Annotated in this window: 19 protein-coding genes; 9 read left to right on the forward strand and 10 right to left on the reverse strand. The window is 66.8% G+C overall.

The features are described 5' to 3' along the window. Positions 1 to 5 precede the first annotated feature (5 nt). From A5648_RS02750 to A5648_RS02765, 4 genes are read left to right on the forward strand one after another with little or no spacing between them, the layout of a single operon-like run. A complete protein-coding gene (locus A5648_RS02750; protein ID WP_065023083.1) occupies positions 6 to 1,079 on the forward strand; it encodes a PucR family transcriptional regulator in 1,074 nt (357 codons plus the stop codon). A 55-nt stretch (positions 1,080 to 1,134) separates the two neighbouring features. After that, positions 1,135 to 1,740 (forward strand): hypothetical protein, encoded by a 606-nt coding sequence (locus tag A5648_RS02755; protein WP_109470664.1) that lies wholly within the window; start codon positions 1,135 to 1,137, stop codon positions 1,738 to 1,740. Next, complete coding sequence (locus A5648_RS02760) at positions 1,733 to 3,403, forward strand: AMP-binding protein (RefSeq protein WP_065023084.1); 1,671 nt, start codon at positions 1,733 to 1,735, stop codon at positions 3,401 to 3,403. Before A5648_RS02755 ends, A5648_RS02760 begins: the two co-directional genes overlap by 8 nt. Beyond that, on the forward strand, positions 3,400 to 4,533 hold the full coding sequence (locus A5648_RS02765; protein ID WP_065023085.1) for a Rieske 2Fe-2S domain-containing protein: 1,134 nt from the start codon (positions 3,400 to 3,402) through the stop codon (positions 4,531 to 4,533). Before A5648_RS02760 ends, A5648_RS02765 begins: the two co-directional genes overlap by 4 nt. 1 nt (position 4,534) lies before the next feature. Here A5648_RS02765 and A5648_RS02770 read toward each other — a convergent pair whose 3' ends face one another. Next, positions 4,535 to 5,782, reverse strand: coding sequence for a DNA polymerase domain-containing protein (locus A5648_RS02770; RefSeq protein ID WP_065023086.1), 1,248 nt, complete (start codon positions 5,780 to 5,782; stop codon positions 4,535 to 4,537). 67 nt (positions 5,783 to 5,849) lie between these two features. Here A5648_RS02770 and fadD2 point away from each other — a divergent pair, with 67 nt between their 5' ends. Next, positions 5,850 to 7,520: a long-chain-fatty-acid--CoA ligase FadD2 gene (gene fadD2, locus A5648_RS02775; protein ID WP_065023087.1), complete on the forward strand. Its 1,671-nt coding sequence runs from the start codon at positions 5,850 to 5,852 to the stop codon at positions 7,518 to 7,520. A gap of 27 nt (positions 7,521 to 7,547) precedes the next feature. On the opposite strand, the gene A5648_RS02780 is transcribed toward fadD2, so the two are convergent. The 4 genes from A5648_RS02780 to A5648_RS02795 all read right to left on the reverse strand — a co-directional run bounded on the left by A5648_RS02780 (position 7,548) and on the right by A5648_RS02795 (position 12,566). Further along, positions 7,548 to 8,588 carry a TQO small subunit DoxD gene (locus A5648_RS02780; protein WP_065023088.1) on the reverse strand — a complete coding sequence of 347 codons (1,041 nt, stop codon included), beginning with the start codon at positions 8,586 to 8,588 and terminating at the stop codon, positions 7,548 to 7,550. 134 nt (positions 8,589 to 8,722) lie between these two features. Then, a complete protein-coding gene (locus A5648_RS02785; protein WP_065023089.1) occupies positions 8,723 to 10,924 on the reverse strand; it encodes an acyl-CoA dehydrogenase in 2,202 nt (733 codons plus the stop codon). A 32-nt stretch (positions 10,925 to 10,956) separates the two neighbouring features. Further along, the gene (locus tag A5648_RS02790) at positions 10,957 to 11,913 is read right to left on the reverse strand and encodes a 2-hydroxyacid dehydrogenase (protein WP_234787267.1); all 957 of its coding nucleotides are present in this window, start codon (positions 11,911 to 11,913) and stop codon (positions 10,957 to 10,959) included. Continuing rightward, positions 11,910 to 12,566, reverse strand: coding sequence for a TetR/AcrR family transcriptional regulator (locus A5648_RS02795; RefSeq protein ID WP_065023090.1), 657 nt, complete (start codon positions 12,564 to 12,566; stop codon positions 11,910 to 11,912). Before A5648_RS02795 ends, A5648_RS02790 begins: the two co-directional genes overlap by 4 nt. 88 nt (positions 12,567 to 12,654) lie before the next feature. On the opposite strand from A5648_RS02795, the gene A5648_RS02800 reads away from it, so the two are divergent. Next, positions 12,655 to 13,230 (forward strand): VOC family protein, encoded by a 576-nt coding sequence (locus tag A5648_RS02800; protein WP_065023091.1) that lies wholly within the window; start codon positions 12,655 to 12,657, stop codon positions 13,228 to 13,230. On the opposite strand, the gene A5648_RS02805 is transcribed toward A5648_RS02800, so the two are convergent. Continuing rightward, on the reverse strand, positions 13,227 to 13,874 hold the full coding sequence (locus tag A5648_RS02805; RefSeq protein ID WP_065023092.1) for a TetR/AcrR family transcriptional regulator: 648 nt from the start codon (positions 13,872 to 13,874) through the stop codon (positions 13,227 to 13,229). The two genes, A5648_RS02800 and A5648_RS02805, sit on opposite strands and share 4 nt — an antisense overlap. A gap of 67 nt (positions 13,875 to 13,941) precedes the next feature. On the opposite strand from A5648_RS02805, the gene A5648_RS02810 reads away from it, so the two are divergent. Continuing rightward, a complete protein-coding gene (locus A5648_RS02810) occupies positions 13,942 to 14,850 on the forward strand; it encodes an oxygenase MpaB family protein (protein WP_065023136.1) in 909 nt (302 codons plus the stop codon). Between the two features lie 7 nt (positions 14,851 to 14,857). On the opposite strand, the gene A5648_RS02815 is transcribed toward A5648_RS02810, so the two are convergent. The 3 genes from A5648_RS02815 to A5648_RS02825 all read right to left on the reverse strand — a co-directional run bounded on the left by A5648_RS02815 (position 14,858) and on the right by A5648_RS02825 (position 17,341). Beyond that, the gene (locus A5648_RS02815) at positions 14,858 to 15,328 is read right to left on the reverse strand and encodes a hypothetical protein (RefSeq protein ID WP_131810510.1); all 471 of its coding nucleotides are present in this window, start codon (positions 15,326 to 15,328) and stop codon (positions 14,858 to 14,860) included. Between the two features lie 196 nt (positions 15,329 to 15,524). Beyond that, positions 15,525 to 17,021, reverse strand: coding sequence for a hypothetical protein (locus tag A5648_RS02820; protein WP_065023094.1), 1,497 nt, complete (start codon positions 17,019 to 17,021; stop codon positions 15,525 to 15,527). Next, positions 17,003 to 17,341, reverse strand: a complete 339-nt coding sequence (locus A5648_RS02825) for a DUF2563 family protein (RefSeq protein WP_234787268.1) — start codon at positions 17,339 to 17,341, stop codon at positions 17,003 to 17,005. Before A5648_RS02825 ends, A5648_RS02820 begins: the two co-directional genes overlap by 19 nt. Positions 17,342 to 17,430: 89 nt before the next feature. Between A5648_RS02825 and A5648_RS02830 the strand changes: the two genes are divergently transcribed. Next, positions 17,431 to 18,138 carry a TetR/AcrR family transcriptional regulator gene (locus tag A5648_RS02830; RefSeq protein WP_065023096.1) on the forward strand — a complete coding sequence of 236 codons (708 nt, stop codon included), beginning with the start codon at positions 17,431 to 17,433 and terminating at the stop codon, positions 18,136 to 18,138. A gap of 27 nt (positions 18,139 to 18,165) precedes the next feature. Here A5648_RS02830 and A5648_RS02835 read toward each other — a convergent pair whose 3' ends face one another. Next, on the reverse strand, positions 18,166 to 19,287 hold the full coding sequence (locus tag A5648_RS02835) for an acyl-CoA dehydrogenase family protein (protein ID WP_065023097.1): 1,122 nt from the start codon (positions 19,285 to 19,287) through the stop codon (positions 18,166 to 18,168). Between the two features lie 236 nt (positions 19,288 to 19,523). On the opposite strand from A5648_RS02835, the gene A5648_RS02840 reads away from it, so the two are divergent. Continuing rightward, positions 19,524 to 20,489, forward strand: a complete 966-nt coding sequence (locus tag A5648_RS02840; protein WP_065023098.1) for a hypothetical protein — start codon at positions 19,524 to 19,526, stop codon at positions 20,487 to 20,489. Positions 20,490 to 20,578: the final 89 nt, after the last annotated feature.

Raw genomic sequence — 20,578 nt, forward strand, 5'->3', positions numbered from 1 at the left:
CGCTGATGAGCGTCGATCCGCTCCGCATATCGGAATTGGGCGCCGAACCGGATGCCGTCGTGCGACTGCTCGCCTACTTCGACGAGCTCGTCGAATCGTCGGCCGACGCCGACAGGGTGCTCCGGATCGCGACCGAGGCCGCCGAGTGCCCGCTGGGTGTGCGGTGGGTTTCGCCGACCGAACCCGAGGTCTGGCTCGAGCGAACGGGTGCCGGGCACCCGCTTGATCCGGTGTTGGCAGACCGGGTGCGCCACGCGCTGCGGATGGCCGCCTCCCGGGTCGGGGCGAGAGTGCAGCTGGGCGATCCAGCATTGCTGGAATTGGTGTTGTCCGACAACGAGTTACCGGCAGAGCGGGCGCGGGCTATCCGGCTGCTGGGCCTCGATGAGACCCGCGAGATCCGGGTACTGGCGGTGTCGGCTGGATCCCCCGCCGAGGCGCTGCGCGTCGTGGTGCGCGAACTGGGCGACCAACCGGTGCGGTCGGTCGCCATCGGCGCCGACACGGCGCTGCTGTGTTACAGCTCCGAGGATGCCCGGACGTTGTCGGATCGCCTGGATGCGGCGATCATCGCGGCGTTTCCCCCGCCGCTGCCCGCACACATCGGCCGCGGGCCCTGGGTCGGGATCGGCGCCAAGACCACCGTCTTCGGCGCGGCGACGTCTTGGCGGCAGGCCCAACGGGGACTGCGGTTCGCTTCGTCCACGCACTACGGGCGGCGGGCGGTCGCCTACGAACGCCTGAGCGCGCTGGAGTTGCTCGCCGACCTGCCGTCAGAGCAGGTGCTGCGGCACCACGATGTCGCCCGGATCAACGCGATCGCGTCAACACCGGCCGGTGCGCACGACGTCGACACCACCGAGGCGTTCTGCGTGCTCGGGTCGCTGCGCCGCACCGCCGCCCAGCTGCATCTGCACCACAGCACGGTGGCCGCGCGCATCGCGCACGTCGAGGCCGCGATGGGCTGGGATCTGGCCGACCCGATCGATCGGTTCACCGCCACCCTGGTGCTCTTCGTGCGCCGCATCGCGCTCTCGTCCGCCGAACTCACCGACGCGGGTCCGACAGGCGTCGGTTGAAAACGATTATCAACCCGACGTCTGGCGGATGACCAGGTCTACGGCGGCAGTGATGATGATCACTGCACCCGCTCAACCGATACGAGGAGTTAGAACCGTGGCCGTCATCGACCCCAGCCGGACCTGGGCCCCCTTGGAGAAGCGGTTGGCGACGACCACCAACGAGCGGCACCGGGCGGCGCTCGAAGTGGTGATCGAGCACATGAAGGGTGAGGCCGCGCCGGATCTCGACTGTGTGATGGAGACGCTGAGCGGCGAGCCGGACTACCACTTCTGGATGGGCGGTCAAGACGTCGGGCCGAAGACCACCGAGGGGGTCCGCACCTACTACACGAACTTCATGGGGACCCGCACCAACGTGTTGGAGTTCGCGATCGACCGTCTGGTCGTCGACGACGACTGCGTGGTGACGGAGGGCGACATGAAGCAGCTGTACCCCGGTGCTCTGGCGACCGCCATCCTCGGGGTGGAAGTCGAGGATCCCGCCGCCGACTACCTGGTGGTGTACCGGCAGGTGCTGCTGTGGCCGATCGATGCCAGCGGCAAGATCGTCGGTGAAGACTCCTACTTCGCCGGCGTGCGCAGCGTGACCCCGGTGGCCCGTGAGGACCTCCCGCAGCAGTACCTCGATCTTGTTCACGCGCCTGCGGCGAATGCGTAACGACATCGCGGGCATGCTGCTCGACCGACTCGGCGATCACCATCCGGGATTGCGTACCCGACAGCGGGATTGGACCTGGGACGAGGTGGTGCGTGAATCCGCCGCGCGCGCCTCGTTGGCCTCGGCGTTGCGCCGGGACGGACCGTTTCACGTCGGCGTGCTGCTGGAGAATGTCGAGGATTTCGTGTTCTGGCTTGGGGCCGGCGCACTGGCGGGCGCCGTCATCGTCGGGATCAATCCCACCCGCGGCGACGCCGAGCTGGCCGCGGAGATCCGCCACGCCGACTGCCAGCTGATCGTCACCGACACGAGCGGAGCAGACCGGCTGCGCGACCTGGACCACGGACTGGAGTCGACGCGCTTCCTGGTCGTCGACGACCCCGGTTACGCCGAGCTGATCCAGGCGCACCGCTCGGAGCCGGCCGCCGCGCCGGGGGTCGGTCCGGAATCGCTGCTGCTGCTGCTGTTCACCTCCGGTACCACCGGCGCCTCGAAGGCGGTCAAGTGCAGTCAGGGCCGGCTGGCCCGGATCGCCGAACTGGCCACCGCGAAGTTCGGTCATGTGCGCGACGACGTCGACTACTGCTGCATGCCGCTGTTTCACGGCAACGCGATCATGGCGCTGTGGGCGCCGGCGCTGGCCAACGGGGCCACGGTCTGCCTAACGCCGAAGTTCTCGGCGTCGCAGTTCCTTCCCGACGTGCGCTATTTCGGCGCGACGTTCTTCACCTACGTGGGCAAGGCGCTGGGTTATCTGCTGGCCACCGAAGAGCGTCCCGACGATGCGGACAACACCCTGGTCCGCGGCTTCGGCACCGAGGCGTCGCCGCAGGATCAGGCCGAGTTCCTTCGCCGGTTCGGCGCCGTGCTGCATGAGGGCTACGGCTCCAGCGAGGGCGGCAACGCCGCGTTGCCCGACCCGGCGGCGCCGGCCGGCGCGCTGGGACGTCCGGCGCACGCAGGCATCGCCGTCGTCGACCCGCAGACCCGCGCCGAGTGCCCGGTCGCGGTCCTCGATGAGCACGGGCGGGTGGCCAACGCCGACGACGCGGTCGGCGAGATCGTCGACAAGACCGGAGCCCGTGACTTCGAGGGCTACTACAAGAACGACGCCGCCGATTCGGAAAAGGTTCGCGACGGCTGGTATTGGACCGGAGATCTCGGCTACCGCGACGAGGCCGGATTCCTGTACTTCGCCGGCCGGCGCGGGGACTGGATCCGGGTTGACGGCGAGAACACCTCCGCGCTCACTATTGAACGGGTGTTGCGCCGGTATCCGGGGACGATCAGCGCCGGGGTGTATGCGGTGCCCGACCCCCGCTCCGGTGACCAGGTGATGGGGGCGGTCGAGGTCGCCGACCCCGCGGGTTTCGATGTGGCGGCGTTCGCCGGATACCTGGCCGACCAGCCCGACCTGGGCAGCAAGGGCGCACCGCGGTTCCTGCGGGTCTCGGCCCGCCTGCCCGTCACCGGCTCGAACAAGGTGCTCAAACGGGAACTACAGGCGCAGCGCTGGCACACCGACGAACCGGTGTACCGATGGGTCGGGCGGGGTACGCCCGTCTACACCCGGATGACCGATGACGACAAGCGGTCCCTGGACGCCGAATTCGCGTCCTACGGCCGGCAAAACTACCTGCGAGGCGAAGGTGAGAAGCGATGACGGACTGCGCGATTCGCGAACTGGACCACGGCCGGCCACAAACCCGGTACGCCCGGGGTTGGCACTGTCTGGGGCTGGCTGAGACCTTCCGCGACGGCAAGCCGCACGCCATCAACGCGTTCGGCACCCGGCTGGTGGTGTTCGCCGACTCCGGCGGGGCCGTGCATGTGCTCGACGCCTACTGCCGGCACATGGGCGCCGACCTGTCCCGCGGAACCGTCAAGGGCGACACCCTGGCGTGTCCGTTCCATGACTGGCGCTGGCAGGGCTCGACCGGGCGCTGTGTCGAGGTGCCCTACGCCAAGCGGCCGCCGCGGATGGCGCGCACCCGGCGCTGGCCCACCTGCGAGGTCAACGGTCAGCTGTTGGTGTGGAACGACCCGGAGGGCTCGACACCGCCGCCGGAGCTGACACCGCCCACGATCGAGGGGATGGACGAGGGCCGCTGGTCGCCGTGGCAGTGGAGCTCGGTGTTGATCGAAGGTTCCAACTGCCGCGAGATCGTCGACAACAACGTCGATATGGCGCACTTTTTCTACATCCACCACGCCTACCCGACCTACTTCAAGAACGTCATGCAGGGCCACACCGCCAGCCAGTTCATGGAGTCCAAGCCACGGCCCGACGGCGCCGGCTACGAAAAGCTGTGGGAGGGCACCTATTTGCGCTCAGAGGCCACCTACTTCGGGCCGGCCTACATGATCAACTGGCTGCACAACGACCTGGGGCCCAATTTCACCGTCGAGATCGCGCTGATCAACAGCCACTACCCGATCACGCACAACTCGTTCATGCTGCAGTGGGGCGTGGCCGTGCAGAACATGCCCGGCCTGCCGCCGGAGAAGGCCACCAAGCTGGCCGCGGCGATGAGCCGGTCGTTCGGCGAGGGATTCCTCGAAGACGTCGAGATCTGGAAGCACAAAGCGCCCGTTGACAATCCGCTGCTGGTCGAGGAGGACGGCCCGGTCTACCAGCACCGCCGCTGGTATCAGCAGTTCTACGTCGACGTCGCCGACGTCACCCCCGACATGACCGACCGGTTCGAGGTGGAGGTCGACACCTCCCACGCGTTCGGGCGCTGGGAGGCCGAAGTCGCCGCGAATCTGGCGGCGCGCGTCCCGGCGACGTGAGCTACCGGCTCTGGCCTTTCTCGCTCTGCTGGCTTTTCCAGGGGCTGTAGTCGGCGATCAACTCCTCTTGCGGCGGGCGCTGCCCCGCCGGGACGTGCTGCAGGTTGATCCGGATCCGGTACCAGATCGAGCTCGGCCCGCGCATGCCGTCGACCAGGACGTCCTCTGGCGCCAGCCGTTTCGCGGCCGCAGGGTGCCGCTCCCGCCAGACGTCCAGGGCGGCCATCGCCTCGTCTTTGGTTTTGGTGCGGGCGATCTCGATCAGCGGCAGCGGTGAGGTGCGGCGCCCGTCGACGTTCTTGCGGGCCCCTTTGGGCGCCTTCTCCGCCGGGCCCTGCTTGTCGGCCAGCTCCAGCAGCGACTCCAGGTCGCCGACGGAGTCATCCATTGCTTCCCACGGGTCGCCGATGCGCGCGAACCGCTTGGGGACCGTGTCGATGGTGAATGCCGCCGGGTCGACGTCGGTGACCTCGTCCCAGTACAGCGGCGTCGACACCCGGGCGTCGGCGGTGGCGCGCACCGAGTAGGCCGAGGCGACGGTGCGGTCCTTGGCGTTCTGGTTGAAGTCCACGAAGACGCCGTGCCGTTCCTCTTTCCACCACCGGCTGGTGGCCAACTCTGGAGCGCGCCGCTCGATCTCGCGGGCCACCGCCTGCGCGGCCAGCCGAACCTGACCGAACTGCCAGCGGGGCGCGATGCGGGCGTAGATGTGCATGCCCCGTGAACCGGACGTCTTCGGCCAGGCGGTCAGCCCGTGGTCGGTCAGTACCTCTCGGGCCAGCATGGCCACCTCGACGATCTGCGGCCAGCTGACGCCGGGCATCGGATCGAGGTCGACCCGCAACTCGTCGGGGTGGTCCAAGTCGCCGGCGAGTACCGGGTGCGGGTTGAGATCCACGCAGCCCAGGTTGATCACCCAGGCCAGCCCGGCCGCATCGTCGATGACGGCCTCTTGCGCCGACCGGCCCGAGGCATAGCGCAGTTCGGCGACCGACACCCAGTCGGGACGTTTGGCCGGTGCCCGTTTCTGGAAGACGGCTTCGGCGTCGATGCCGTCGACGAAGCGCTTGAGGATCATCGGCCGCCCGGCCACGCCGCGCAACGCGCCGTCGGCCACCGCCAGGTAGTAGTGGATCAGGTCCAGCTTGGTGCGCGGGGCGCTGCCGTCGCGGCCCGGGAACACCACCTTGTCCGGGTGGGTAACCGCCACCCGGTGTCCCGCCACTTCCAGCGACAACCCGCCGGCCATGAAGCCATGCTAACGATCACGTCGAATCCGCTGACCGGCAGCGACCTGAGTCACATAAGGTTGCTCCATGGCAAAGCTCACCGACCTGCCCGGCCAGGCCGTAACCACGCTCAGCCGCTACTTCGAACGTGGTAGCGCCGAGCTGCACTATCTGCGCAAGGTCATCGAATCCGGTGCCGTGAGACTCGAGTCGCCGCGCATCATCGCGAACGCACTCGCCGACGGGGCCCGGTGGGGCGAGCTGGGGATGATTCCGGCCCTCAATGCCCGCCGCAACCCCAATGGCCTCGCCGTCATCGACGACGATGGCAGTATCACCTTCAAAGAGCTCGACGCCGCCGCCAACGCGGTGGCCAACGGCCTGGTGGCGATGGGCGTGCGGGGCGGCGACGGGGTGGCGATCCTGGCCCGCAACCACCGCTGGTTTCTGATCGCCAACTACGGCTGCGCCCGGGTCGGCGCCCGGCTGATCCTGCTGAACAGCGAATTCTCCGGCCCGCAGATCAAGGACGTCTCCGAACGCGAAGGCGCCAAACTGATCATCTACGACGACGAATACACCGCCGCGGTTGCGCAGGCCGACCCACCGCTGGGCAAACTGCGGGCGCTGGGCGTCAACCCGGATTCGGAGGAACCGTCGGGCAGCACCGACGAGACGCTGGCCCAGCTGATCGCCCGCAGCAGCAAGGCGCCGGCGCCGAAAGTCACCAAGCACGCCTCGATCATCATCCTGACCTCCGGCACCACCGGCACCCCCAAGGGCGCCAACCGCAGCACCCCGCCCACACTGGCGCCGATCGGCGGCATCCTGTCGCACGTCCCGTTCCGCGCCGGCGAAGTGACGTCGCTACCCTCGCCGATGTTCCACGCCCTGGGCTACCTGCACGGAACCCTGGCGATGTTCTTCGGCTCGACCTTGGTGCTGCGCCGGCGCTTCAAGCCGGCCACCGTGCTGGAGGACCTGGAGAAGCACAAGGTGACGGGCATGGTCGTCGTCCCGGTCATGCTGTCGCGGATTCTGGACCAGTTGGAGAAGACCAGCCCCAAACCGGACCTGTCGCAGCTGCGGATCGTGTTCGTCTCCGGTTCCCAGCTCGGCGCCGAGTTGGCCACCCGGGCGATGAAGGACCTCGGGCCGGTGATCTACAACATGTACGGCTCCACCGAGGTCGCGTTCGCCACCATCGCCGATCCGGGTGATCTGCAGTTCAACCCGGCGACGGTGGGACAGGTGGTCAAGGGCGTCAAGGTCAGAATCCTCGACGACAACGGTCACGATCTGCCGCAGGGCGAGGTGGGGCGGATCTTCGTCGGCAACTTCTTCCCGTTCGAGGGCTACACCGGCGGCGGAGGCAAGCAGATCATCGACGGGCTGCTGTCCTCCGGCGACGTCGGCTACTTCGACGAGCGGGGCCTGCTCTACGTAAGCGGCCGCGACGACGAGATGATCGTCTCCGGCGGCGAGAACGTCTTCCCGGCCGAGGTCGAAGACCTCATCAGCGGGCATCCCGATGTGGTCGAGGCGACCGCTCTGGGTGTCGACGACAAGGAGTGGGGTGCGCGGCTGCGCGCCTTCGTGGTCAAGAAGGAAGGCTCCAGCGTCGACGAGGACGCCATCAAGATGTACGTCAAGGAGCACCTGGCGCGCTACAAGGTGCCGCGTGAGGTGGTGTTCCTCGACGAGCTGCCGCGTAACCCGACCGGCAAGATTCTCAAGCGAGAACTCCGCGAGCTGTAGGGCGGGTTTGCGCGCGCTCGCGCACCCTCACGCGCCGATGCTGACTGCCTGTTCCCAAGTGGCGCCGCTGATATCGGTGAGTACGAGCGTGTACCGGTGGGTGGCATCCCACCGGGTTTTCCCGGTGGGGATCGTCAGCTGCGCTTTCGCGCCCAACGGGACCACCAGGCTGTGCGCGCCCGGTTTCACCTTGGCCACGTAGCGGTTGGCTATCGCCGCCTCGGGCAGCCGACTGAGCTGGGTGCCGTCGAGCTGGATGACGGTATCGCCGGTGGTGTCGTCGCGGACGCTGACCCCGATCAGGAAGGAGCCGTACACGTCGGCTCCTTCGGTTCGGAACACCTGGAATTGCAGGCTGTTGCCGGCGATGCTCGCATCGGTGATCTCGATCTGCGGTGCCACTGATTTGTTGTGCAGCGGGCCGTATACCCCGCCGTGGAAATGCTGGTTGGTGAACAACGCCAATGCCAGGACGGCTACTGAGCCGGCGAGCACCGCCGGCTTCGGGACGCTGATCTCGCCGGAAGTCAACCAGCGCAGCCATTTTCGCTGCACCAACTTCGGGAACCGGTCGGAAAGAACATGATCGACCGAATAACGTCCGCCACCGCTCAAAAACAGCATCAACCCGCACGCCACCCCGAGGATGCCGATTTGCCACTCGTCCAGACAGGTGGTGCCCAGCCAACCTGCGCTGAGCAGGATGCCGAACGCCAATCCTAGGATGGCCACGCTCATGACCCGCGTGAAAAGGCCGATGATCACGCAGAACCCGACGATTCCTTCCACGATGGTGAAGACCGTCATCGCCGCGGCGAGCAGAGCGGGGTGGGTCAGCAGGTACTCGATGATCGGGCCGATGCCCAGTGCGTTCGGCAGAAAGTGGTTGAACTTCTCGCCGACATAGCCGGGCAGGTTCGGGTCCAACTTGTCGGCGATCCCGACGCGACGCCAGAACGCGGAGAAATAGGTCCATCCGATGACCAGACGGACCGGCAGTGTGAAGAGGGCGGCGGTCGTGAAATGGCTTTCGGTGATACGGCTTCGTTCGGTGGTGTCAGTGCTCACGTGGACGGCCCCGGTGCAGTAGTCTCCTGGCGAATTACGCCCGCCATGCTAGCAGCGCAATCCCCTTGCGCCGAGCAGACGTGAAAGCCCCCAAATTCCAGTAGATTTGGGGGCTTTCACGACTGCTCGCGGAACTACGGGTCGCGGGGCAGCCCCAGCAGCCGCTCGGCGATGATGTTGAGCTGAACCTCCGACGTGCCGCCGTAAATGGTTGTGGCACGGCTCATCAACAGATACTCGGCCCACTTGCCGGGCAGCTGGTCGCTGTCGCCGATCGCGGCGTCGCCGCCGAAGGTGCCCACCGCGAACTCGGCGTACCCCTGGGTGGTGCGCATCGACAGCAGCTTGGACACCGCCGCCGCCGGCATCGGGTCGCGTCCGGCCAGCGTCAGCAGGGTCGAGCGCAGATTGAGCAGCTTGGCGGCGTGGCCCTCGGCGATCAATTCGCCGGCCCGGCGGTGCTCGCCCTGATCGAACTGGCCGTCGCGCATGAACTCCACGAACCCGTCGAGGCTGGCCAGGAACGGCATCTCCGAGCCGCCGATCGAGACCCGCTCGGCCGTCAGCGTGTTGCGGCTGACCTCCCAGCCCCGGTTCACCTCGCCGAGCACCAGCTCGTCCGGGACGAACACGTCGTCGATGAACACCGTGTTGAACATCGCCCCGCCGGAGAGTTCACGCAGCGGACTGATGGTCACCCCTTCGCTCTTCATGTCCAGCAGGAAGTAGGTGATGCCATCGTGTTTGGGAACCGAGGAGTCGGTCCGGGCCAGCAGGGCACCCCAGGCAGAGAACTGCGCGGCCGACGTCCAGATCTTCTGCCCGCTGATCCGCCAGCCGCCGTCCACCTTGGTGGCCTTGGTGGTCAGGCTGGCCAGGTCCGAACCCGCGCCGGGCTCGGAAAACAGTTGGCACCACACCATTTCCCCACGGAAGGTGGGCGGCAGGAAGCGCTGCTTCTGCTCGTCGGTGCCGAACGCCACGATCGACGGGATGAGCCACGCCGCGATGCCCATGCCCTGGCGGCGCACCCGCCCGGCGGCGAACTCCTGCTCGATGATGATCTGCTCGATCGGTTCGGCGGCCCGTCCCCACGGCTTCGGCAGGTAGGGCAGCACCCAGCCACCCTCGGCGATCGCCACGGTGCGGTCCTCGCGCGGCAGGGCCTTGAGCGCGGCCACCTCGGCGCGGATCTCGGTGCGCAGCTTCTCGGTTTCCGGATCCAGGTCGATGTCGATCTTGCGCATGCCACCGGCGGTGGCGGTGTCCAAGACCTGCTGGGGATAGTCGGCGCGGCGGCCGAACGAGGCGGCCAGGATCAGTGCCCGCCGGTAATAGACGCCCGCGTCGTGCTCCCAGGTGAAGCCGATCCCGCCGTGCACCTGGATGCAGTCCTGGGTGCAGTGTTGCGCTGCCTCCGGGGCCAGGGAGGCCGCCACGGCCGTGGCGAATTGCACCGTTGAACTCGCGGCCTCGTCCCAGCCGTTTTGGTCGGCCTCGTCGATCGCCCGGGCGGCGTCCCAGACCGCGGCGGTGGCCCGCTCGGTGGTGGCGATCATCTCGGCGCACTTGTGCTTGATGGCCTGGAACTGGCCGATCGGCCGGCCGAACTGCTCGCGGATCTTGGCGTACTCGGCGGCGGTGTCGGTGGCCCAGCGGGCCACGCCGACCGCTTCCGCGGACAGCAGGGTGGAGATCAGGGCCTGGGCCCGCACCTGGCTCAGGTTGTTCAAGACGGCCGCCCGGGCGACCTCGACGCCGTTGGCCCGCACGTGGGCGATCGGACGCAGCGGGTCCACGCTGGTCACCGGCTCGATCTCGAGTTGGTCGGCGGCCAGCACCACCCATGCCGCACCGCTGTCGATCGCCACGGGCAGAACCAGCAACGATGCCTCGGCGGCCGCCGCGACGGCGCGGGCCTCACCGCGAATCACCAATCCGTCACCGTGGGCGGTGGCGGTCAAACCCGGGCTGAGCGTGTAGGTGGCGATGACCTCGCCGGTGGCCAGGCCGGCCAACTCGGGGGCGGCCGGGTCGTGGGCGGCGATCAGGGCGCTGGCGATCGCCGACGGCACGAACGGGCCCGGAACCGCGCCGTAGCCGAACTCGGCCAGCACTACCGCCAGCTCCAGAATGCCGAAACCCTGCCCGCCGGCCTGCTCGGCCAGGTGCACGCCCGCCAGGCCCTGCTCGGCGGCGGCCCGCCAGTACGGCGGCGGGTTCTCGATCGGGGAGTCCATCGCCGCGTGCAGCATCTCGGACGGCACCGCCCGGGTCAGCAGGGACCGCACGGAATCGGCCAGGTCCTGATGCTCAGAGGTGATCGCTATCGCCATGATGTGCCTTTCGGGTTGTGCCTGTGGCCAAACTAACAACCAGACGGTTGGTTGACGACATGGGTCAGGGGTTGGCCGTCGCGCAGTCGGCGGCAGTTGTCGACGGCCGCAGACAGATACCGCTGCATGGTGTCGGCGGTGTACCAGCTGACATGCGGGGTCAGCACCACGTTGTCCAGGCCGAGCAACGGGTTGTCGGCACCGACCGGTTCGACGGCGAACACGTCGAGTCCCGCGCCGGCCAGCCGTCCGCCGGCCAGGGCCTCGGCCAGGGCGGGTTCGTCGACGACTTGGCCGCGGGAGGTGTTGATCAACACCGCCTCCCGCTTCATCTGCTGCAGGCCGGCGCGGTCGATCAGTCCCTCGGTCGCTTCGGTGAGCGGCACATGCAGTGATACGACATCGGCTTCGGCCAGCAGATCCGGCAGCGGCCGCCAGCCGGGCCGGCCATCGTCGCCGGTGCTGGTGTGCAGCACGCGGGCGCCCATCGCGCTCACCATCCCGGCCACCCGTTGGGCGATGCTGCCGTAGCCGACCAAACCGACGGTGCAGCCGCCGATGTCGCGGCAGTGCTCGCCCAGAGCGGGATCGGTGGGCCAGCCGCGGCCCTGCCGGGTCGAGCGGTCCAGCGCCAGCAACCGGCGCAACACGGCCAGCATCAGCAGGACGGTGCCCTCGGCCACCGAGGCCGCGTTGGCGCCGGGCATGTTGGCTACCGCGATACCGCATTGGGTGGCGGCGTCGACGTCGATGGTGTTGATCCCGACGCCGAACTTGTGCACCAGCTGCAGCCGGGGCGCGCTGCGCAGCTCCTCCCCGGTCAGCGGCCGCAGCACATGCCAGATCACCTCGGCATCACTCAGTTCCCGGCGGAAGGTGGTGTCGTCGTCCGCGCCGCACCACCGGATGTCCAGCCAATCGGACTCGGGTGCAACGAAATCGCTGACCTTCGGGCCGGGGACGAAGTGCGCCAGGACTCGCAAGCTCACCGCTGGCCCACCGGCTCGGCGTAGATGGCCCGATAGAAGACGTTGGCCAAGGTGCGGATGCACGCTTCGTCGTCCAGGTCTGACTCGGATCCCGCTGGACGCGCTGTGGCCAGTTGGACATAGCAGAACTGGTTGAGCATCGACACGATCGCCACCGCGAGCAGTTCCGGGTCGTCATCGGCACAGTAGCCGTCGGCTTGGGCGCGCTTCACCATCTCGGTGATGAAAGTTGCTGGCACCGCGCAGATCTCCGCCCAGTACCGGGCGAAGTCATCGTTGACCATCGCCAGCTGGGAGACCCCGACCATCTCGGCCAGCCGGTTGCGGTAGGTGTACCAGTGCGCGGCGGCGGCCTGCTCGATCCGCTCCCGGTTGGACAGCCCGTGGCGCACCGCGCCGGATGCCCGCTCGCCGGCCTCGTCGCGAAAGCGCAGGGCCCACTCCCGGACCATGGCCTCTTTGGAGTCGTAGTAGTTGTAGAACGACGCCGCCGACCGGCCGGCTTCGGCCGCGATATCGGCGATGGTGGTGGCCAGCACCCCTTTACGGGCGATCACGGTGCGCGCAGCCGCGTCGATTGCGGCCTGGGTGCGCCGGCCACGCTGGGTGGGCAACGGTTCGCGGCGGGCGGGTTGCTCGGAAAGGGTGGACACTGATCACCGATTTCTGTCGAGGCGGGGCCTGGATCGCAACTGAATCTGATGTTAGATTCAGATCCGGGTCTTGACCAGAGGAGTCGCCATGATCAAACCGCACGGGGTCAACACCGAGTTCGAGATCAGCGGTATCAACCACGTCGCGCTGGTCTGCGCCGACATGGCGCGCACGGTCGACTTTTACAGCAACGTGCTCGGCATGCCGCTGGTCAAGTCCCTCGACCTGCCCGGCGGGATGGGGCAGCACTTCTTCTTCGATGCCGGCAACGGCGACTGCGTGGCGTTCTTCTGGTTCGCCGACGCTCCCGACCGCGTCCCCGGTATCTCGTCGCCGGCCGCCATCCCGGGCGTCGGAGAGATCACCAGCGCGGTGAGCACCATGAACCACCTGGCGTTCCACGTGCCGGCCGAGAAGTTCGACGCCTATCGACAGCGGCTGAAGGACAAGGGTGTGCGGGTCGGCCCCGTGCTCAACCACGACACGTCCGACTTTCAGGTCAGCGCAACCCTGCATCCCGGCGTCTACGTGCGGTCGTTCTACTTCCTCGACCCGGACGGGATCACATTGGAGTTTGCCTGCTGGACGAAGGAATTCACCGCAGACTCCGAGCACGTCACGCCGAAGACCGAAGCCGACCGGCGGGTTCCGGCCGCCACTTAGTCCCGATACAGCCCCGGATCGCCGAGTTTGTCCAGCAGTGCGGCCAACTGCTCGATCAACCGTTCCGGTTTGAACCGCACTTCACCGGCCAGCCAGGCGCTGATCGTCTGGGCCACCCCGCCGACGACGAAGTGACCGGCCGCCTTGATCCGGTCGTTTTCGGGCAGGCGCAGCGCGGTGCCGGCGTGCTGACCCGACAGCATCGCCAGCAGCGCAGTGGATTCCACCCGCTTGCGTACGACGACCGCGTTGCTCAGGTGCACGCCGAACAGCAGCCGCCCGATCCGGGCGTCGCCGGCGATCGTTCGCACGATGTTGGCGATGCCGGCCCGGGTCTGCTGGTCGGGCGGCGCCGACTGTACGACCGCCTGGGTCTTCGCGGCCAGGTCGGCGATCACGGTATCGAAGACCGCGCTGACGAATTCGTCCTTGTCGGCGAAGCTTTCGTAGAAGTAGCGGGCGGTCAGGCCGGCCTGCCGGCAGATGCCCCGCACGGTCAACTCGGCGGCCTGCGGAACGTCGGCGCCGAGTAGGTCGAGTCCGGCCTCGAGAAGTTTGGCGCGGCGCGACGCGAGCCGGTCGGCGGCGTCGATACCGCCGTACGGGCGCGCCCCCGAGACGTTCGTGGAGACCATGCCCACCATCTTGACACCGAGGCCGAATGCGGACCAATATCAGGAAACAAGCGTTCTCAGAAATGGGGTGGTGGCGATGACGACAGGCGCAGGGCTTGAGCAGGTGGAGCGGCCGGTCAGCGCGCCGCCGGACCCGACCCGCCGGCGCGCCCCCCAGCAGCGACACGGCGTGGACATGTCCGACGGCATGTTCGGCTTGTCGTTGATGGCCGGCTCGGCCAACGTGATCATGCAGTTGGCACGCCCGGGCGTGGGCTACGGGGTGCTGGAGAGCAAGGTCGACAGCGGCCGCGCGGATCTGCACCCGTTCAAGCGGGCCCGTACCACGATCGGCTATCTGGCGGTGGTGGCGCTGGGCAGTGCGGCCGAACGGCAGGCGTTCACCAAAGCGGTCGACGGGTCCCATCGGCAGGTCCGCTCCAGCAAGGGCAGCCCGGTCAAGTACAACGCCTTCGACCCGGAACTGCAGCTGTGGGTGGCGGCGTGTTTGTACAAAGGCTCGGTCGACCTCTACCGGATGTTCTACGGCGAGATGGACGACGAGGCGGCCGACCGCCACTACCAAGAGGCCAAGGTCTTCGGCACCGCATTGCAGATGAAAGAGGAGATGTGGCCGGCGGACCGGGAGGCGTTCGATAAGTACTGGCAGGACCAGTTGAACACCAACATCCACATCGACGGCCCGGTCCGCGATTACTTGTATCGCATCGCCGCGGTCCGGATGCGCGGGGTGACGCTGCCCGGCCCGCTGCACAAGCTGGTCGAAGGGCCGATGCTGTTCATTACGACCGGCTTTCTGCCGCAACGGTTCCGCGACGAGATGCGGCTGTCGTGGGATGCCGACAAGCAGCGACAGTTCGACGCCCTGATCGCACTGCTGCGGATCGTCAACAACGTGACGCCGGGGCCGCTGCGGCGTTTCCCGTTCAACGCTCTGATGGCCGACATGCGGTGGCGGATGCGGACGGGCCGGCCGCTGGTGTGAAGTGCGGCTAACCGCCGCTGCTGCTTCCCCTGGTTAGCGCCGTCAGGTAGTAGGACGTCAGGTAGAGCACGGCGAACAGGCCGGCCGACGAGATCGTCGCGATGACGAACTGCAGGGTTTGTCGTTGCGCCAGGGGGTATTCGTTTACCGCCTCAATGAATCCCAGGGCGACGCCGAATAAAAAGAGGAATATGAGGATGGACGCGAACATTATTCGATCGTGTCCGTCGTTCAATACCGGGCCACCGTGGACGAGCGAACCCGCGATGGAAGCGTCGAAGACCAACCATATTGCCGCAACAAACCACCACACTCCGCGCGCGGTCGCGAGCCATTCTTCGAGGCTGAGCCTCCGACTGTTGCCTTTCCGCGGGCCGGACGGGTTCTCCGCTTCGGCATTCACATCGTTGGCGCGGAGCGCGTAGATCCTACCGTTGACCCGAATGTACGGAGTCCAGCGAAATGCCAGGGCTGTCATTGCGAAAAATGTAAAAGCGACGAGTCCTAGGCCCAACTGCAAGTTCGGGTAGGCCGATAGAAAGGAGAACATGGATGCGAGGAGCGTGCAACACCAGTAGATGCGACGCTGCAGTTGGAGCGATAGATTCAGCCACGCCAAGCTGATTGCCACCGCGACGCACAGGCCGGCCGCTACGAGAAACCCGTTCCCCATGTCAGTACCCCAAGCCCTTATCGACAAGCCATTGGCCCACCGATGATCCTCCGATCACCCCTCCAGCCACGACGACGGGCACAGCAATCTCCGGGGCGACCACAAAAGACATCAATAGCCCGGCGCCCCACGCACCTGCTGCACCACCCGCCGTACGACCACCCAATTCTGCAAGGCCCCGCCCGGGCGAGACGGTGCCGTTGTTGATGTCCTTGCCGGTCAAAACGATATCCAGTGCGGTACCCGCGCCGCCCAGATGTTTGCCGAATTTCGTCAGAGCTTCGGCATCGGCTTTGGTGAATGCGCTGGGGTCGAAGCCGTGACGCACCGGGGAAGCCGTTACGCCGTACGTCTCCAAGCCTCCGCCCACAGCGGAAGTTGCATTCGAAAGCTGGTTGAAGAACTCCCTGGGCGGTGTCCCGTTCTTGATGGCGGTTATGGCCTGTTGGACACCTCCGGAGGAGACGCCGCTATTGCGGAGGCGGTCGGCGAAGCTGTTGAGAGCAAACGCACGGGCAGCCGCTTCGGCGTCGTCGAGGGCTCGGGTGGCTTGGTCCGGTGTCATTGGTGAAAGGTCGGGGTGCAGCGCCCCGGATTCCAGGCAGCGTTGTAGGTCCAGCCGGTTGGCGGCGTTGCTTCGCGCATCGCCACCCAGCACCGGGTCCACCGGCAGCGGGCCGAGAAAGTGGGCCATGCGGCAGTCCTCGAGGCGGTCACCGGCCAGGCGTCGAGCCTGAGGATCGGCGGCCGGATCCGTGGCGGTGGCATAGTCACGCAACCGCGCGGCGGCGGCAGTTTTCTCGGGTGTCATCTCGCCGGGGCTGTTCACCAACTCCTGGTCGCGATCACGTTGGGTGGTGCCGTAAATCCCGGCAGCCTGATCGGCCTGCTGGTCTTGGGTGGGTTGCCCGTCGCCGTCGTAGCCGTGCAGCGCTGCCGGGTCGTAGCCATCGGAGAGCAGTTTGCTGGTGGCGTCTTGTAGGACCGCGGCGTAGTCGTCGCGGAGCTTTTCGAGTTGATGCAGGATCCCGGCGGTGTCGTCGATCGCGATCTGCTCCAGTTCGGAGGTGTCGAGCTGCGCCTGCTGGTACATGCCGATGCGATTGTCGATGTCTTGGAGCTGGATCTGCAGCGCGTTGATCTTCGCGGCCGCCGCCTTCTGGGCCTCGGCCAGCGCGGCGGCGATGGTTTCCAGATCGGTGCCGATTGCGGCCAGCTGGGTCTGCTGGAGATGCAAGGTGGTGGTGGCGCGCTGGACTTCGGCGGAGTCGTTGATCGGGTGTTCGCCGTTCTCTCGGTTCCAGGCCGCGTGAAAGCGTTGGCGGGCTTGGGCGAACGCCGCACTGGACTCGGCGGTGCATGACCCGGCGTCGTGGAATGCCTGCGCCAGCTCGTCGACGACGGCCGGGTTACCGCTTTGCAGGGTGTTGTTGACCTGCCATGGGTCGCCGCCGGCCGCTTCGATCAGCAGCGTCAGGTTTATGTGCTGGAGTTGCACCGCACCGCGCGAAGTTCGGCTGCGTTGGCCTGGTCCATGTCGGTGAATCCGCGCCGGGCCAGGTGGGCTTTGTCGGCGAGATCGGCCAGCGTCCGGTGGTGGTCGTTGAGGGTGGTGATGTGCTCGGAGTGGCTGGCCGAGAGCGCCTGGTGGAAGACGTCGGCGGCTCCGAAGCTCCCGAAAATGCCGGTAGCGACGGCGTTCTGACCCAGTGACGCTGCCCCGGCCTGGGCATGCTGTGCAGCACTGTGAGAATCCGACGCCCCTGCTTTCAGCATCGCCGGATCGACAAACACCGCAACCCCTCTCAGGTCAGTCATCGACAACTCTGGCAGCCGGCCCAGCGAGGGTCAATTCACCCGGCGAAGATCCCGCGGCTACCCGCCTGGCCGCCGGTACGCTCATCCCCATGCCATCGGCCACGACGCCCGCCGCGCTGAGCGGCTATGAGGCGCGCTGGCAGCAGCACAACGCCGAACGCCGCACGCAGATCCTGCAGGCGGCGGTGCAGGTGATCGAGGACAGCCCCGCCGGCGCGGATATCTCGGTGCAGGCCATCGCCAAACGCGCCGGTGTCGCCAAGTCGGTGGTCTATCGACAGTTCAGCGGCAAAGACGAATTGGAGCGCCGGATCCGCTCGTATCTGATCGACGACTTCGCCGCGGTGCTCGACGCCAAGCTCGACGTCTCCAGCGGTTCGCTGCGGGAGATCCTCAACCGCTCGCTGCTGGCGGTGGCCGACTGGATGGTCGACCACCAATCGCTGAACGAATTCACCCGTCGCGGACCGGCTTTGGAAGGTTCGCAGGACGCCACCGAAGAGCTCAAGCGCCGCATCGCGCTGCGGGGGGCGGACGTCATCTCTTCGCTCGCCGAAGCCATCGGGGTGGGCGGCGAGGTATTCGAGTCGGTGCCGTTCGTGGTCGTCACCATGGTCGATGCGACACTGGCGAGTTGGTTGTCGGAGTCCCCGCCGACCCGGTCCCGCACTCAGATGGCCGAAACACTGACCGACATCATCTGGTTCATCCTCGACGGCGCGGCCCGCTCGATCGGGGTGACCCTGGACCCGGACGAGGAGCTGACCGCGGTGATCGAGGCCCTGCAACGGTCCTGAGGAACTGCCCTTGGGGCGCCGCGGCTTTCACAGGGCGCGCGCGATGATCTCCTTCATGATCTCGTTGGTGCCGGCGTAGATCTTCTGGACTCGCTGGTCGGTCCACATTCGTGAGATCGGGTACTCGGTCATGTAGCCGTACCCGCCGAACAGTTGCAGGCACTCGTCGGCGACGTGCATGGCACGGTCGGTGGTCCACCACTTGGCCATTGCCACGGTGGGGATGTCGAGTTCGCCGCGGATGTGCTGTTCGATGCAGTCGTCGATGAACACCCGGGCGATCTTGGCCTCGGTGGCCACCTCGGCGAGCTTGAACTTGGTGTTCTGAAACCCGAAGATCGGCCGCCCAAAAGCCTGACGTTCCTTGGTGTAACGCAGCGTGTGCTCCAGCGCGGTCTCCATCCCGGCCACCGAGCCGACCGCGATGACCAGCCGTTCCTGGGGAAGTTGTTGCATGAGCTGGATGAACCCCTGGCCCTCCACGGTGCCGAGCAGGTTGGAGACCGGGATCCGGACGTCGTCGTAGAACAGTTCGGAGGTGTCCTGGCCGCGCTGGCCGATCTTGTCCAGCGACCGGCCGCGCCGGAAACCCGCGCGGTCCGCCTCGACCAGCACCAGGGAGATGCCGCCGGCGCCTTCGGCGGTGTCGGTCTTGACCACCGTGATGATCAGATCCGCCTGCTGGCCATTGGTGATGAACGTCTTGGAGCCGTTGACCACGTACTCGTCGCCGTCGCGGGTGGCGCGGGCCTTGACGTTCTGCAAGTCCGAGCCGGTGCCCGGCTCGGTCATAGCGATAGCGCCGACGACCTCGCCGCTGGCCATCTTCGGCAGCCAGGTCTTCTTCTGTTCCTCGGTCCCGTAGGCCAGCAGGTAGTGGGCGACGATGGTGCTGTGCACGCTGACACCCCAGGCGGTGTCGCAGACGCGCGCCTGCTCCTCCATCAGCACCGCTTCGTGGGCGAACGTGCCACCGCCCCCGCCGTACTCCTCAGGAATTGAGAGGCACAGCAACCCCAGCTCGCCGGCTTTGTTCCACAGGTCGCGGTCGACCTGGTGCTGGCCGATGAACTTCTCGATGTTGGGGGCGATCTCCTTTTCGCAGAAGGCGCGAGCCAGCTCGCGCAGCGCGTCGAGGTCGTCGGTCATCCAGGGGGAGCGGCGGTTGGACACGGCGGTTCCTTATCGAAAGGTCCCGGTGATTTACCGAGACGTACGGTCCCATCAAATTGGTTCAAGGTACTCGACCGCAGCTCCGGGATCAAGAGAATCGGTTCGTTCCCAAAAAAAACCTGTGAGAAAACTTGACGTCAGATCGGGACAGCCCTACAGTTACGCTACCGTCAAAAGAAAAAGGATGACGGTTTCGAACAAGGGAGAATGTCATGAAGTTCCGTGCACTGGGTGTGGCGGTAGGTGGCGCTGCGGCAGCGGCGTTCCTGGCGGCCGGGACTGCCAACGCCGACACGGCCGAAACGCCGGCGCCGACGTGGACGCCGGTCTACCAGACCGACACCGCGGAGGTCCTGCAGCAGGCGAACTCGTTCACCAACACCTGGGCCGTCGGGTCCACTTTCGTGAACGACGACACCACGCTGGTAGGGACCACGTACCTCACGCCGTCGACCGGTGGGCTCAACACCCTGTTTATCGACGAGGCCACCAAGGACGTCTACAACCAGAATCAGTTGGGTCTGGGATTCACCAACCTGTACTACGACGCCGAGGGTGACGGCAAGGACGTCGTCGACATCCTGAAGACGCCGTTCGGAAACATCAACATGTCCTCGATGGCGTGGCTGTTCACCCCGGAAGACGTCACAAAGCTGCACGAGGCCTCGCCGGACAAGGCGCTGGAGAACGCCGGACTGTACAGCGCGCTGAACCTGGCGTATGGCAAGGACATTCCGGAGAACCTGACCTGGACGCCGGTGTACGGCACCGACGACGCGCAGTTGCTCGTCGACAAGGATCCGTTCTCGCAGACCTGGAAGCTGGATGCCACCTTCGTTCCCAGTGAGGGCGACACGCTGGTTGGCACCAACTACCTCACGGAGTCGCTGTTCGGCGCCGGGATCAACAACGTGTTCGTCACGGAGGATGGAGACGTCTACGCCCAGAACCAGCTGGGCTTCGGCTTCACCAACCTCTACTACGACGCCGCCGGTGACGACACTGCCGCCGTCGACTTCCTCAAGACGCCGTTCGGCAACTTCGACATGTCGTGGGCGGCGTCGTGGTTCGCGCCGGCCGACTACTCCGACGTCGACGTGATCACGCCTGACGCCGACCTGGCAGCCGCCGGTCTGTACAGCGCGCTCGACCTCGGCTTGCTGACGCCGGACGCGTAACCGACCACAACAGCACGCACGAATGCCCCGGTTCGCCGGGGCATTTCGTGTTTGCGGGGCGGGTTACCGTCGGTGCCGCGGTGAGCGGG

The sequence above is a fragment of the Mycolicibacter sinensis genome (assembly GCF_001673565.1).
In the GTDB taxonomy this organism is placed as follows: Bacteria; Actinomycetota; Actinomycetes; order Mycobacteriales; family Mycobacteriaceae; genus Mycobacterium; species Mycobacterium sinense_C.